14 protein-coding genes are annotated in these 13,772 nt (G+C 49.9%); 2 read left to right on the top strand and 12 right to left on the bottom strand.

The window, feature by feature from the left end; translation table 11 throughout:
- Nucleotides 1-22: 22 nt before the first annotated feature.
- From greA to ACZ5DR_RS07995, 6 genes are all read right to left on the bottom strand, one after another.
- Nucleotides 23-499, bottom strand: a complete 477-nt coding sequence (gene greA / locus ACZ5DR_RS08020) for a transcription elongation factor GreA (RefSeq protein WP_377368772.1) — start codon at nt 497-499, stop codon at nt 23-25.
- Nucleotides 499-3,717: a carbamoyl-phosphate synthase large subunit gene (gene carB / locus ACZ5DR_RS08015; protein ID WP_377368774.1), complete on the bottom strand. Its 3,219-nt coding sequence runs from the start codon at nt 3,715-3,717 to the stop codon at nt 499-501. Before carB ends, greA begins: the two co-directional genes overlap by 1 nt.
- 17 nt (nt 3,718-3,734) lie before the next feature.
- Nucleotides 3,735-4,865, bottom strand: a complete 1,131-nt coding sequence (gene carA, locus ACZ5DR_RS08010) for a glutamine-hydrolyzing carbamoyl-phosphate synthase small subunit (protein ID WP_377368776.1) — start codon at nt 4,863-4,865, stop codon at nt 3,735-3,737.
- A gap of 247 nt (nt 4,866-5,112) precedes the next feature.
- Nucleotides 5,113-5,664, bottom strand: coding sequence for a DJ-1 family glyoxalase III (locus tag ACZ5DR_RS08005; RefSeq protein ID WP_377368778.1), 552 nt, complete (start codon nt 5,662-5,664; stop codon nt 5,113-5,115).
- A gap of 23 nt (nt 5,665-5,687) precedes the next feature.
- Nucleotides 5,688-6,158 carry a ribosomal protein S18-alanine N-acetyltransferase gene (rimI, locus tag ACZ5DR_RS08000; RefSeq protein ID WP_377368780.1) on the bottom strand — a complete coding sequence of 157 codons (471 nt, stop codon included), beginning with the start codon at nt 6,156-6,158 and terminating at the stop codon, nt 5,688-5,690.
- 6 nt (nt 6,159-6,164) lie between these two features.
- Entirely contained in the window at nt 6,165-6,986 is an 822-nt protein-coding gene (locus tag ACZ5DR_RS07995) for a hypothetical protein (protein WP_377368782.1), read from the bottom strand.
- 176 nt (nt 6,987-7,162) lie between these two features.
- Between ACZ5DR_RS07995 and ACZ5DR_RS07990 the strand changes: the two genes are divergently transcribed.
- Nucleotides 7,163-7,954, top strand: a complete 792-nt coding sequence (locus ACZ5DR_RS07990) for a transporter substrate-binding domain-containing protein (RefSeq protein WP_377368784.1) — start codon at nt 7,163-7,165, stop codon at nt 7,952-7,954.
- A gap of 13 nt (nt 7,955-7,967) precedes the next feature.
- Entirely contained in the window at nt 7,968-8,792 is an 825-nt protein-coding gene (locus ACZ5DR_RS07985; protein ID WP_377368786.1) for an amino acid ABC transporter permease, read from the top strand.
- A 153-nt stretch (nt 8,793-8,945) separates the two neighbouring features.
- Here ACZ5DR_RS07985 and thiL read toward each other — a convergent pair whose 3' ends face one another.
- The 6 genes from thiL to nrdR form a co-directional block, all read right to left on the bottom strand.
- The gene (thiL, locus tag ACZ5DR_RS07980; RefSeq protein WP_377368788.1) at nt 8,946-9,896 is read right to left on the bottom strand and encodes a thiamine-phosphate kinase; all 951 of its coding nucleotides are present in this window, start codon (nt 9,894-9,896) and stop codon (nt 8,946-8,948) included.
- Between the two features lie 83 nt (nt 9,897-9,979).
- Nucleotides 9,980-10,459, bottom strand: a complete 480-nt coding sequence (gene nusB, locus ACZ5DR_RS07975) for a transcription antitermination factor NusB (protein ID WP_377368790.1) — start codon at nt 10,457-10,459, stop codon at nt 9,980-9,982.
- Between the two features lie 6 nt (nt 10,460-10,465).
- Nucleotides 10,466-10,942 carry a 6,7-dimethyl-8-ribityllumazine synthase gene (ribH, locus tag ACZ5DR_RS07970; protein ID WP_377368792.1) on the bottom strand — a complete coding sequence of 159 codons (477 nt, stop codon included), beginning with the start codon at nt 10,940-10,942 and terminating at the stop codon, nt 10,466-10,468.
- A 15-nt stretch (nt 10,943-10,957) separates the two neighbouring features.
- Complete coding sequence (gene ribBA / locus ACZ5DR_RS07965) at nt 10,958-12,097, bottom strand: bifunctional 3,4-dihydroxy-2-butanone-4-phosphate synthase/GTP cyclohydrolase II (RefSeq protein ID WP_377368794.1); 1,140 nt, start codon at nt 12,095-12,097, stop codon at nt 10,958-10,960.
- Between the two features lie 17 nt (nt 12,098-12,114).
- Entirely contained in the window at nt 12,115-13,260 is a 1,146-nt protein-coding gene (ribD, locus tag ACZ5DR_RS07960) for a bifunctional diaminohydroxyphosphoribosylaminopyrimidine deaminase/5-amino-6-(5-phosphoribosylamino)uracil reductase RibD (protein ID WP_377368796.1), read from the bottom strand.
- Nucleotides 13,261-13,737 carry a transcriptional regulator NrdR gene (nrdR, locus tag ACZ5DR_RS07955; protein ID WP_377368798.1) on the bottom strand — a complete coding sequence of 159 codons (477 nt, stop codon included), beginning with the start codon at nt 13,735-13,737 and terminating at the stop codon, nt 13,261-13,263.
- Nucleotides 13,738-13,772 lie beyond the last annotated feature (35 nt).

Below are 13,772 nucleotides of genomic sequence, written 5' to 3'. Positions count from 1 at the left end.
TTGAGTGATTAGATACCTGAGTTTACAGGTGCTCTACTTTCTCAATTTCGTAAACCACTTCACCGGCTGGAATTTTAATAGGCACTTCGTCCCCTTCCATTTTGCCGATGATTGCTTTGGCGATCGGTGAAGCGTAAGAGATTTTCTTCGCTTTCACATCCGATTCGTCATCGCCTACGATTTTGTAGGTCACAGTTTCTTCTGTGTCCACGTTGTATAAAGTCACCGTGGTGCCGAAGATCACTTTACCCGTGTGGGCAATGGATTTCACGTCAATGACTTGTGAATCCGATAGTTTACCTTCGATCTCAGAGATACGACCTTCACAAAACCCCTGCTCTTCACGAGCAGCGTGGTATTCTGCGTTTTCTTTCAAGTCGCCGTGCTCACGAGCTTCTGCGATGTCAGCAATCACTCGTGGACGAACAACGGATTTCAGGTGGTTAAGTTCTTCGCGTAGACGCGCTTCCCCTTCCACTGTCATAGGTACTTTTTTCATTATTTCCCCGAATGCAAATCTTGCAGTCTTCTTACCTTGATCTCTTCGCCAAGACGGCTGATCGCAAGGCTGGTTGCTTCCGCACCAGTCAAAGTCGTGGTGTAACACACTTTACCTTGAAGCGCTGTGCGACGGATCACAGAGGAGTCTGCAATGGCTTGAGTGCCAGATGTTGTGTTAATGATGTAGTCGATGTCACCATTTTTTAACATATCTACGATATGAGGGCGACCTTCGTTTACTTTATTCACTTTCTGAACCTCAACGCCTTGGTCCGCTAGGTACTTAGCCGTACCACCGGTTGCAACAAGTTTGAAGCCAAGGCCAGCAAGGCGTTTCGCAACATCCACAGCACCCGCTTTATCTTGATCACGGACAGAGATGAAGGCACTGCCAGAGGTTGGCAATACAGTACCGCCACCTAGAACAGCTTTACCAAAGGCTTCAGCAAAGGTATCACCGACACCCATGACTTCACCGGTAGACTTCATTTCAGGCCCAAGAATCGGGTCAACACCTTGGAACTTGTTGAACGGGAATACCGCTTCTTTCACACTGAAGTACTCAGGAATGATTTCTTCTGTGAAGCCAAGTTCTTCTAGGGATTTACCTGCCATAACCAAGGCAGCCACTTGCGCCAAGGAACGACCGATGCACTTAGAAACGAATGGCACCGTACGCGACGCACGAGGGTTTACCTCGATCACGTAGATTTCACCGTCTTGTACCGCAAGCTGAGTGTTCATCAAGCCGATAACACCTAACTCTAGGGCCATACGCTTGATCATTTCACGGATGTCATCTTGCACATCAGCTGGCAATGAGTATGGCGGCAAAGAACACGCAGAGTCACCAGAGTGAACACCCGCTTGTTCGATGTGCTGCATAATGCCACCGATCACGACTTGCTTGCCGTCAGAGATACAGTCGATGTCGATCTCAATCGCTGAGTTCAAGAAGTGGTCTAGCAATACTGGGCTGTCGTTAGAGACTTTTACCGCAGAGGTCATGTAACGAGTCAATTCTTTCTCGTTGTAGACGATTTCCATTGCACGGCCACCTAGTACGTAAGAAGGACGTACCACAAGTGGGTAACCGATTTCCGCGGCTTTCACGATCGCTTGTTCAGTAGAACGAACAGTGGCGTTCTTAGGCTGCTTGTAGCCTAGACGCTGTATCATGCTTTGGAAACGCTCACGGTCTTCCGCACGGTCAATGGCTTCTGGCGTTGTACCAATGATTGGCACGCCTTCGTTTTGTAGCGCGCGAGCAATCTTAAGAGGTGTTTGACCACCAAACTGAACGATAACGCCTGTTGGCTGCTCTTTACGAACGATCTCTAGTACGTCTTCCAGTGTCACTGGCTCGAAGTACAGACGATCAGACGTGTCGTAGTCAGTCGAAACCGTTTCAGGGTTACAGTTCACCATGATGGTTTCAAAGCCATCTTCACGTAGACCTAGGGCCGCGTGCACACAGCAGTAGTCGAACTCGATACCTTGACCGATACGGTTAGGACCACCACCAAGGATGATAACTTTCTCTTTGTCGCTTGGCGCTGCTTCACACTCGTCTTCGTACGTGGAGTACATGTAAGCTGTGTTCGAAGCAAACTCCGCCGCACAGGTGTCCACACGCTTGTAAACAGGGTGTACGTTTACTAGGTAACGGCGCTCACGTAGAGACTTCTCAGTGACACTTAGTAGCGACGCTAGACGCGCATCAGAGAAACCTTTACGTTTTAGACGGCGCATGTAGTCGTAATCAAGATCCGCAAGACCAGCGTTTTCTAGGGCTTGCTCTTCTTTGATTAGGTCTTCGATTTGCACTAGGAACCACGGATCAACGCCAGTTACTTCATACACCTCGTCAACGCTCATGCCAGAACGGAAGGCATCACCGATGTACCAAATACGGTCCGCACCTGGTGCTTTCAGTTCGCGCTGCAGTTTCTCTTTGCTGGTTTCGTCAGCAAGATCTAGCTGAGGGTTGAAGCCGTCAGAACCTGTTTCAAGACCACGCAATGCTTTTTGCATAGACTCTTGGAAAGTACGGCCAATGGCCATCACTTCACCAACAGACTTCATCTGAGTCGTCAGACGGTCGTTCGCTGTTGGGAATTTCTCGAAGGTAAAACGAGGAATCTTAGTCACAACATAGTCGATAGATGGCTCGAAGCTCGCTGGTGTTAAGCCACCAGTGATGTCGTTTTGTAGCTCATCTAGGGTATAACCAATGGCCAATTTCGCAGCGATCTTAGCGATTGGGAAACCTGTTGCTTTAGACGCTAGGGCAGAAGAACGAGACACACGAGGGTTCATCTCGATTACCACTAGACGACCTGTCTTAGGATCCATACCAAACTGTACGTTAGAACCACCGGTTTCAACGCCGATCTCACGCAATACTGCCAAAGAGGCATTACGCATGATTTGGTATTCTTTGTCGGTCAGAGTTTGAGCCGGTGCAACAGTAATGGAGTCACCTGTGTGAACACCCATGGCATCGAAGTTTTCGATGGCACAAACGATGATACAGTTGTCGTTTTTGTCACGTACAACTTCCATCTCGTACTCTTTCCAACCGATTAGAGATTCGTCGATCAGAAGCTCATTGGTTGGAGAAAGGTCCAAACCACGCGTACAGATCTCTTCGAACTCTTCCATGTTGTATGCGATACCACCGCCGGTACCACCCATGGTGAAAGATGGACGAATGATACATGGGAAGCCAACTTCGTTCAGAACGCCCATTGCCTCGTCCATGTTGTGAGCGATGCCCGCACGAGGACATTCTAGGCCGATAGCTTTCATGGCTTCGTCAAAACGATGACGGTCTTCCGCCTTGTCGATAGCGTCTGCTGTCGCGCCGATCATTTCAACATTGTATTTCGCTAGGACACCGTGACGCTCAAGATCCAGCGCACAGTTCAAAGCCGTTTGACCACCCATGGTCGGAAGTACCGCATCTGGGCGCTCTTTCTCGATGATCTTCTCTACTGTTTGCCACTCAATCGGTTCGATGTAAGTCGCATCTGCCATCACAGGGTCAGTCATGATGGTCGCAGGGTTAGAGTTCACAAGGATCACTCGGAAGCCTTCTTCACGAAGGGCTTTACAGGCTTGCGCACCTGAGTAGTCAAATTCACAGGCCTGACCGATGACAATCGGACCAGCACCTAAGATTAAGACGCTTTTTATGTCAGTACGTTTTGGCATAGTCTTCTCGTTCTCGCTTAGGCTTTCGTTGCTTTGATGTTTTCAATGAACTGATCGAACAGCGGCGCCACATCGTGTGGGCCAGGGCTCGCTTCAGGGTGCCCTTGGAAGCTGAACGCTTTTTTATCAGTACGTGCAATCCCTTGAAGAGATCCATCAAACAAAGACTTGTGAGTCGCTTCAAGATTTGCCGGCAACGTGGCTTCATCTACAGCGAAGCCGTGGTTCTGGCTGGTGATCATCACTCGGCCAGATTTAATGTCTTGTACTGGGTGGTTTGCACCGTGGTGACCAAACTTCATCTTCACGGTTTGTGCGCCACTCGCCAAAGCAAGCAACTGGTGTCCTAGACAGATACCGAACACGGGAATTTCAGTCTCTAGGATCTCTTTAATTGCTGCAATCGCGTAGTCACATGGCTCTGGGTCACCCGGGCCGTTAGACAGGAAAACACCATCTGGTTTAAGAGCTAGCACATCGCTTGCAGGCGTTTTCGCAGGTACGACAGTCAAGCGGCAACCTCGCTCAACCAACATACGCAAGATATTTGTTTTCACACCGAAGTCGTAAGCCACCACGTGGAATGGGAACTCGCTTGGCGTAGTGTGACCATCCACCAGATCCCAAGTAGATTCTGTCCACTCGTAAGACTTCTCTGATGTCACTTCTTTGGCTAGATCCATGCCTTTCAAACCAGGGAAAGCTTTGGCTTGTGCTACCGCTTCCTCTTCGTTGATGTTGTCGCCAGCCATAATACAGCCAGCTTGAGCACCTTTCTCACGCAAGATACGAGTTAATTTACGCGTATCAATGTCCGCAATGCCAACCACACCTTTACGCGTTAAGTATGCGTCTAGGGTTTCTTGTTGACGCCAGCTGCTAGAAAGCAATGGTAGGTCACGGATAATCAAGCCCGAGCACCAAACTTGGTTAGACTCTTCGTCTTCGGCGTTAACGCCAGTGTTACCAATGTGAGGGTAGGTCAGAGTGACCATTTGTCGAGCGTAGGAAGGGTCGGTAAGAATTTCTTGATAACCGGTCATAGAGGTGTTAAATACAACCTCTGCGGTTGAAGAGCCATCTGCCCCGATCGACACTCCTCTGAATATAGTGCCGTCTTCCAGAGCAAGAATCGCTGATGTTGCCAAAGGAACCTCCCGTAAAAGCCTATTTTAGGTTGCAAAAAAGCGAGGTAAACTCGTGGCTCACCTCGCTTTATAAAATCACGCTGATGCCATCGCTAGACTACTGCTTAATTTGAGCTAGCTATGGCTAAAAAATCTGAACAATTTTACTCTTATATGGCCAAACCGTCCACTCTAAAAGCCGCCTGATTCAGTAAAGTTCGACACTTTATGGCGCTTTTTATTTGACCTTTTAGACAAGATCAAAAAATTAGCACAATAAGCCATCAGCCACTTCTTGAGTCCCGTCATAACCCACCAAAGCTGACAGGACACTAAGCGCAAACGCCATGGCCATGGCAGGCCCTTGAGCGGTAATGACATTATCGTCCATAACAATCGGTTGATCAGGCAGATAATCCGCGCCTTTTAAGTGTTCTTCAAACCCCGGATAACAGGTGGCTTGAGCATCCACCAAGAAGCCATGATGACCTAACACCAAAGCCGGTGCAGCACAGATCGCCGCCAACCAAGCATTCTCTTCGTCGTGTTTTTCTAAAATGTCATACAGCACTTTAGAATCCCGTAGATGCTCTGCCCCTGGCATACCACCAGGCAAGACAATGGCATCGTACATTTGCTCCGCCACATCCGTTAGCAACACATCCGCCTCTAGCTTACAACCGCGAGCCAAGGTCACTTGCTGGGTATCATGGACACTCGCCACAGTAACTTCCACGCCGCCACGACGTAACACATCAATAATAGTGACTGCTTCGATGTCTTCGCTGCCATTTGCAACCGGCACCAATACACTGGCCATAATTCGCCCCTTTTATTCGCGTTTCATTTAACGGTTAATCGAGTCATCAGGATCGCTGCTTCTGCGCCGCCCGATGTCAAAGGATAGTAGTTTTTTCGTCGTCCCACGATGTCAAAGCCTAATTGTTGGTATAAGGCAATGGCTGCATGGTTGGATTCTCTCACTTCTAACAGACACTCATACATGGATTGCTCATCGCACCATTTAAGCCATGTCTGCATTAAGGCCTTCCCCAAGCCTTTGCGACGGTGGGCCAGATGACTCACAATTTGTTCTAGCTCCGCCTGATCCGCCACTTGGAATGCGGTCAACCAGCCCACAACTTGGTGATCTGTCTGGGTTTCCACCACCCAGTTTCGGCGTGTCGCCAAGGCGTCTTTAATCAAAGATTCAGACCAAGGGTGAGGATTAGAATGCTGATCCAGCGCCATGATCAAAAGCGCATCAGAGGCGTCAGCCTCCCGTATGTGATACTCAGGATGCAATAAGATCATACAAGATCACTTATTAAAGAAAGTGGACTGCATGGTTTGCCATGCCTCTTTGCGCAACTCCGGGATACGCAACATTTGTGGCAAGCTGTGCACATGGGCTGTCGGATAGGCTTTTAATGGATGACCTGCAGGTAAGGCTTCAACAAATTGCGCCCCCTGCTCTCCTGCAATAATGACCCACAAAGGCGCATCCGCTTTTAGGTAATTAGTCAAAAACTGCTCAAATGCCCCTAGCACCCAATCTTGTCGATTCAGCAGGTAGCGATTTTTCAACTTACCGGGCCAAATGAAGTTGGCTTTTTGCCAGGCCTCTATGTCTTGCTTTAATAGCGCTTTCGACAAACTTAATGCCAGCTTATCTAGCGCGGCCTCATCATCAAAGGACAAAGGTAAGTCCGTAATCAGCAACAAACGCTCTGCAACCCAATATCCAGCCATGCTGACACGGGTAGGCAAACCGGCATCAACCACCTCTGGCATAGGATCAATGTGAACCGAAGGCTCTTCAATAGGCTGCAGATCTTCGACGATGACTTCCGGCGCAGCATTGAGTTGCTGGCGTAGGTTCGCCACACTGGCGTCTTTTTCTGCGGGATCAACGGGCTTAGGAGGCACCACTGGCTCTGGGGGCGCAAACGCAGACACGTCCGGCTCAGAAACAACCACTGGCGGCGCGTCAGCTACCAACCCATCCGCTCGCGCCCAAGGCTGAGCAGGACGAAATGTCACGCCGACAACGGGCTCGCTGGAGGCAAACCAACTCACCACCCCGAGCTGTTCTAAGCAGTCCGTTTGGAAAGATTGAGCGTATGAGAGTTCACGTGGCACGAAACATGCGTCCTAAAATGAGAAGTCAGGTGATAAATTATACCCGTGAGTGGTAAGACTCGCCAAACAAAGAAACCTAATGCTGAATTATTCGTCAGGATTGCATGGAGAGAAGCCCACGAGATGCGTATAATCCGCTGCCATTATCCTCCTCAAGATAGTCAAAAAGGTATTCCATGAAACAATCATTGTTTGCGTCTGCTGTCGCACTGGTGTTATCGCTGACGGCCATGACAGCCCCAGCCCAAGAGCTTCCAGACTTAAAAGGTCGCACCATAATCGCCGTAACAGAAAATGCCTACACGCCACTGAACTTCGTGGATCCCCAAACCGGTGAAGGCATTGGCTGGGAATACGATGCTTTTAATGAGATCGCCAAACGTCTCAACGCAAAAGTTGACTGGCAACTGAGCAGCTGGGACACCATGATCCAAGCAGTAAAACAAGGCCAATACGATGTTGGCATGGATGGCATTACTATTAATGAAGAGCGTAAGGAACAAGTGGACTTCTCCGTGCCCTACCTTGTCTCCGAGCAATTTATGCTAGTACGCGCTGACGAAGACCGCTTCAGCAACGCCAGCGAATTCGCTAAAGACAGCGACCTCTATTTTGGTGCACAACCGGGTACCACTAACTTTTATGTGGCCGTGTACGACGTGCTTGATGGGGACGAGTCAAATCCACGCATCAGCCTGTTTGAAACCTTTGGTGCATCCGTGCAAGCCCTTAAATCAGGGGACGTGGACGCAGTATTAATGGATGCCACCTCTGCTCGCGGTTACATTGGTGCAAACCCAGGTGCCTTTAAAGTCGTTGGCGATGCACTAGGCTCCGAAGAATTTGGCTTCATCTTCACCCCTGGCTCGGATTTAGTTGCACCAGTCAACGCAGCCATTGAATCTATGCGTGCAGACGGCACCTTGGACGCCTTGAATCAAAAGTGGTTCTTTGACTACAACCAGTAGTCTCTAACGATCCATGAAAAAAACTTCCGCTTCATACAGACAAGCATTTGATCGATTACCTTGGTGGTTAATGGCCACCTTGGTGATCGGCGCATTATTGGCTTGGAATCTCATCGCAGACGAAGGCTATCAGGCCATAGCCAACACCTTGGGCAAAGGTTTACTGACGACGATTGGCGTCACCCTTAGCGCCTTTGTTATAGCGTCCATCATGGGGCTTGTAGTCGCCATGATGGGCTTCTCCCGCTGGCGCATTGTCCGTGAATTCTCGCGCTTCTACATTGAGGTATTACGTGGCATTCCGGTCTTGGTACTGCTGTTTTACATAGCTTTTGTGGGCGCACCTGAAATCATCAAGTTTTATAACTGGGTGCTCCAATACCCCATTGAACAAGGCTGGATCGACAAGGCTCGCACCCGAGACTTCACCCTGCTATGGCGCGCTATCCTTGCCCTGTCTATTAGTTATAGTGCCTTCATTGCAGAAGTCTTCCGTGCAGGCATTCAAGAAGTCAGTAAAGGGCAAATCGAAGCGGCCCAAGCCCTTGGACTCAGCGGCTGGCAGCGCTTTCGTTTAATCATCTGGCCACAAGCCCTGCGTAAAATCTTGCCACCACTGGGCAATGACTTCGTCGCCATGATCAAAGACTCCTCACTGGTATCGGTACTGGGGGTGCAGGACATCACCCAACTGGGCAAGGTATACAGTTCATCCACGTTTCAGTTTTTCGAAACTTACAACGTAGTGGCCTTTATGTACTTAGTGCTAACGCTTTCCTTGTCATTAATGATTCGAGGGCTGGAGCGCTATTTACGGCGCCATGAGCACCTTAAATAACACGACTTATCGTGATTTATCTCGACAATGTGTCTTTTTGTCGGACTAAAGTCCGACCTACATAGGCTGGAATTTGTTAATTTGTAGGTCGTGATTTATCGCGACAATGTGTAACGGAATAAATTCCGACCTACAAGCAACTAGGATTAAACGCTAAAAATGCTGCCAACCGCCAAGCTCACCTTGGAAGCCTTCCACTTCAAAGCCTGATTCGGTGATTTCACCAATGATAGTGCAAGGCAGGTGTAAGGTCTGGGTGATGAGTTGTATCTCTTCCCGAGCACTTTTAGGGGCCGTGAAGCACAATTCGTAGTCATCCCCACCCGTTAGGGCCAAGGTGTAGGCAGAATCAGGTTGCCAGTCTCTTAACTCATCGGATACGGGTAAGTCCGCCAAGCGGATCTTAGCCCCCACCCCAGAGGCCGTGGTGATGTGCTGTAAATCTTGGGCCAAGCCATCGGACACATCCAGCATGCTATGCACGACGCGCTTGAGAGCCATGCCAGCGATCAAGCGGGGGGATGGACGCCAAAAGCGGTCATAGAAGTAGTCAAACCGAGCCGCGGAAATATGCATTTCACCGGTAACGATAGGCACCGCTGCGGCTGCGTCGCCTAAAGTGCCAGTGACGTAAATATCGTCTCCTACCTGAGCCTGACTGCGTCGTGGTGTTTGCTCTTTTTCCACATAGCCATGCACTTGCAAGGTAATGGTCAAAGGGCCTTTGGTGGTGTCCCCACCTACGAGTAATAAACCTATAGGTTCCGCTAACTCCGCCATGCCTTCAGCAAACGCTGCCAACCATTGGGGATCGGACTCTGGCATGGTCAAACCCAATGTAAAAAAGGCGGGCTTAGCCCCCATGGCTGCTAGGTCACTGACACAGGTGGCCACTGCGCGATAACCTATGTCTAGCGGGTCCGCGTCAAAGGGAAAATGCCGCCCCTCCACCATGGTATCCATTGAGAAGACCAGTGTTTGTCCTTCGGGGATTTGCACTTGAGCACAGTCATCACCGATCCCCAGCAGGATGTCATTGCGGCCTTCGGTGTTGGCCATAACGGATGACTGAAAAATTGAGCGAATCAACTCAAACTCTTGCATGCTGCTTCCTATGCTTAATAAATGACTGGGGCAGATAAAAGAAAAGCCATCAATTGATGGCTTTTCTGAAGACTCAAAGAGGCTTACTTAGCGTTGCGGCGTGCTGCGATTTCTTCGCGGCGAACGCGCTGTGCCAGCTTGTCCAAAATACCGTTAATGTATTTGTGGCTCTCACTTGCACCAAAGGCTTTAGCCAATTCAACGCTTTCGTTGATGGCAACACGGTAAGGCACGTCCAAGCGCTCAGACAGCTCGAAGGAGCCGATGCGTAAAGTCGCTTGCTCGATGGCGTCCAATTCAGAAATAGAACGATCCAGTAGCTCTTCGTACAGGCCATCCAATGCTTTGGCTTTGGAAGACACACCGTATACCAACTCACGGAAGTAGGCTTTGTCACAAGCACTCATGTCTTGATCCACAGCGAACTGAGCTTCGATCTCATTGATCGCAGAGTGGTTCATTTGCCATTGGTAAATGGCTTGCAACGCCAACGCGCGAGATGCACTGCGCATCTGGGAGCGAGAAGGTTTCTTTGGCGCTTTGGCCTTATCTTGTTCAGTCATGCTTGCTTAGCCTTCCAGATCACGTAATACAGCGACCGTTTCTAGAGCAGACAATGCGGCTTCGCCACCTTTGTTACCTGCTTTCGTACCAGCACGCTCAATTGCTTGTTCGATTGAGTCAACCGTCAATACGCCGAATGAAACAGGAATGCCGAACTCTAGCGCCAAACGGCTCAAGCCAGAAACACACTCACCTGCAACGTATTCAAAGTGTGGCGTACCGCCACGGATCACAGCACCCAATGCAATCACTGCATCGTACTGTTTTTTCTCTGCGATCTTTTTCACAACCACAGGAATTTCAAAGGCACCTGGTGCATACACAACCGTGATGTCTTCTTTTTTAATGCCATGGCGAACCAAGGTATCAATAGCGCCATCTTTTAGGCTTTCTACTACATAGCTATTGAAACGGCCAACCACTAGAGCGAACTTTGCTCCTGGCGCTGCGAAATGACCTTCGTAAGTCTTAATATCGCTCATATTTGCCTCTAAAAACTAAACTTGATCAGCACTGACGGGAGTGCCTTGATATGGAATGAATTCCACTGCTTCTAAATCAAATCCTGTCACGGAGAATTTTCTTGGTGAGCTTAGCAGGCGCATTTGGCGCACCCCTAAATCACGAAGAATCTGCGAGCCTGTACCCACCGTTAAGTAAGCACCTGAGCCGCTTTCATCCGAACCTTTGCCTGCCCGAGGGGTTCTCGAGGTCAAAAAGATTTCCGCCAAATCCGTTGGGCGGTTTGCCGTATCCACCAGTACAACCACCCCACTGCCGGCGTTATTGATGTACTCTAGCGCGTCCAGCATCGACCACTTTGGCTCGCTGCCTGGGACTTTAATCCCAGCCACATCACGAGCAGGATCACGCACATGTACCCGCACTAAGGTTGGCTGTTCTGGGTCGATATCCCCCTTCACAAACGCCAAGTGACTTAGGCCCTGTACGGTATCCCGGTAGGTAATCACATTAAATTCGCCCACTTCCGTTTCCACGGTTTGCTCCGCTTCTCGTTGCACCGTGGTCTCGTTCAATGTGCGGTAATGAATCAGGTCGGCGATTGTACCAATTTTTAATCCATGTTTCTCGGCAAACTTTTCTAAATCTGGTCGACGGGCCATGGTGCCGTCGTCATTGATGATTTCAACGATCACGGACGCCGCTTCGTAACCCGCCATGCGGGCCAAATCACACCCCGCTTCGGTGTGTCCAGCTCGGGACAAAACACCACCAGCTCGGGCCATCAATGGAAAAACATGACCTGGCTGCACTATGTCAGACGGTTTGGCGTTGGCAGCCACAGCACGCTTAACGGTTAGGGCGCGATCCGCCGCTGAAATCCCCGTAGTCACACCTTCCGCTGCTTCAATAGACAGGGTGAAGTTAGTGCTGTAAACCGTTCCATTTTGGTTCACCATCAGGGGTAAATTCAGCTGTTTACAGCGCTCTGGCATCAAGGTTAAGCAGATCAGGCCGCGAGCATGCACCGCCATAAAATTGATGATCTCTGGGGTAATGCACTCCGCCGGTACGATCAAATCACCTTCATTCTCACGGTCTTCATCGTCCATCAGAATGACCATCTTGCCTTGGCGCATGTCCGCCAATATTTCTTCAATGGTATTGATTGCCATAGTACTTCACCTTTTGGTTATTCTGCTTCGTCGTCTCGGTATTGTGGGACGTACACGAATTTAATATCAGAACCTATCTTGGTCATTTCTTGTAAGTCTAGCTCAACCGCTTCGGACATGTGTTCTAACGGTAAACTTAATAACGGACGCGCTGCAGAGCCAAGCAGTTTTGGCGCCATATAAATGACTAATTCGTCCACTAAACCAGCATTCAAGAAGGCACCAGCCAACTCAGCACCGGTTTCCACTAGCACTTCATTAATGCCTTCATCCGCCAGTTGCCCCATGGCTTCTACCAGATCCAAGCGACCGTCCTCACCTAGAGGCACGAAACGAACATCAACGCCTTTCTTTTGTAGGGCTTTTAGATGATCTGCTTCCACTTCTTCTTCATCACAGAAGATCGCCACTTCATTGGTGGGGTATAGAATCTTCGCTTCAGGCGCAATGGAAAGAGCCGTATCCATAACGACACGTAAAGGCTGGCGCACGGTTTTGGCGTCCACTTCATTGCCTTGGTTATCAATGCGTACCGTCATGCTTGGATTGTCAGCAATGACGGAGCCTATTCCCGTGACAATGGCAGCGCTCTGGGCGCGCAGTTTTTGCACATCACCTCGGGCCTGAGGGCCAGTAATCCACTGGCTTTCGCCGGATTCCATAGCCGTACGGCCGTCCACACTCATGGCGAGTTTAACGCGCACAAAGGGCAGACCTTCTTCCATACGCTTGATAAAGCCAGGGTTCAGTCCACGGCACTCGTTTTCCAAAACAGGGCCGACCACTTCAATCCCTGCCTTTTTTAAAATCTGTAATCCGCGCCCTGCGACTTCTGGGTTAGGATCTTCCATACCGTACACCACTTTGGTGATACCCGCTTTTACCAAGGCCTCTGCACAAGGTGGCGTGCGCCCATGGTGACTGCAAGGCTCTAAAGTGACATAAGCGGTTGCGCCTGTTGTGTCCCCCTGCACACTGGCTAGGGCTTGCACTTCTGCGTGACCTTCACCTGCCTTGGCGTGAAAGCCTTCGCCAATGATGTGGCCGTCTTTCTCAATCACACACCCCACTCTAGGGTTCGGATGGGTGGTAAACATCCCTAGCCGAGCAAGTTGAACGGCACGGGCCATACGTTGTTCATCGTTCACATAGGGCTGAGCCATTTATTTCTCCTCGGTTTGGTTTTTGCTGCCTTGTTCTAGGCGTTCAATCTCATCACGGAATTCGCTGATGTCTTTAAAGCTGCGGTACACGGAGGCAAAACGCACATAGGCCACCTGGTCGAGCCGCTTGAGTTCGTCCATCACGGCTTCACCGATAATCCGTGATGCCAGCTCTCGCTCACCGGTGGCTTGCAGCTTTTCTTTGATGCGGGAAATGGCCGTTTCAATGGCTTCGATGCTCACCGGGCGCTTCTCAATGGCTTTGAGTATCCCGGAGCGAAGTTTTTCTTCGTCAAACGGCACTCGACTACCATCGTTTTTGATCAGCTTAGGCATTTGCAGCTCAGCGATTTCAAACGTTGTAAAACGCTCATTACAGTGGCCGCATGTGCGACGACGGCGTACCTGAGCACCCTCTGAAACGAGGCGCGAGTCAAGGACTTTGGTATCTTGAGTACCACAAAAAGGACAACGCATGCTGGTTCCAATAGTTGGCAAAATTTCGTACGATG

This window comes from Marinomonas vaga, assembly GCF_055388305.1.
The sequence above is the reverse complement of the archived record's forward strand: the minus strand, read 5'-3'. Positions and strand labels throughout refer to the sequence as shown.

What these genes read in the sequence shown, in the direction of transcription:
- greA (WP_377368772.1), bottom strand. Translation starts at nt 499, where the DNA reads ATGAAAAAAGTACCTATGACAGTGGAAGGGGAAGCGCGTCTACGCGAA.
- carB (WP_377368774.1), bottom strand. Translation starts at nt 3,717, where the DNA reads ATGCCAAAACGTACTGACATAAAAAGCGTCTTAATCTTAGGTGCTGGT.
- ACZ5DR_RS08005 (WP_377368778.1), bottom strand. Translation starts at nt 5,664, where the DNA reads ATGGCCAGTGTATTGGTGCCGGTTGCAAATGGCAGCGAAGACATCGAA.
- rimI (WP_377368780.1), bottom strand. Translation starts at nt 6,158, where the DNA reads ATGATCTTATTGCATCCTGAGTATCACATACGGGAGGCTGACGCCTCT.
- ACZ5DR_RS07990 (WP_377368784.1), top strand. Translation starts at nt 7,163, where the DNA reads ATGAAACAATCATTGTTTGCGTCTGCTGTCGCACTGGTGTTATCGCTG.
- ACZ5DR_RS07985 (WP_377368786.1), top strand. Translation starts at nt 7,968, where the DNA reads ATGAAAAAAACTTCCGCTTCATACAGACAAGCATTTGATCGATTACCT.
- thiL (WP_377368788.1), bottom strand. Translation starts at nt 9,896, where the DNA reads ATGCAAGAGTTTGAGTTGATTCGCTCAATTTTTCAGTCATCCGTTATG.
- nusB (WP_377368790.1), bottom strand. Translation starts at nt 10,459, where the DNA reads ATGACTGAACAAGATAAGGCCAAAGCGCCAAAGAAACCTTCTCGCTCC.
- ribH (WP_377368792.1), bottom strand. Translation starts at nt 10,942, where the DNA reads ATGAGCGATATTAAGACTTACGAAGGTCATTTCGCAGCGCCAGGAGCA.
- ribBA (WP_377368794.1), bottom strand. Translation starts at nt 12,097, where the DNA reads ATGGCAATCAATACCATTGAAGAAATATTGGCGGACATGCGCCAAGGC.
- ribD (WP_377368796.1), bottom strand. Translation starts at nt 13,260, where the DNA reads ATGGCTCAGCCCTATGTGAACGATGAACAACGTATGGCCCGTGCCGTT.
- nrdR (WP_377368798.1), bottom strand. Translation starts at nt 13,737, where the DNA reads ATGCGTTGTCCTTTTTGTGGTACTCAAGATACCAAAGTCCTTGACTCG.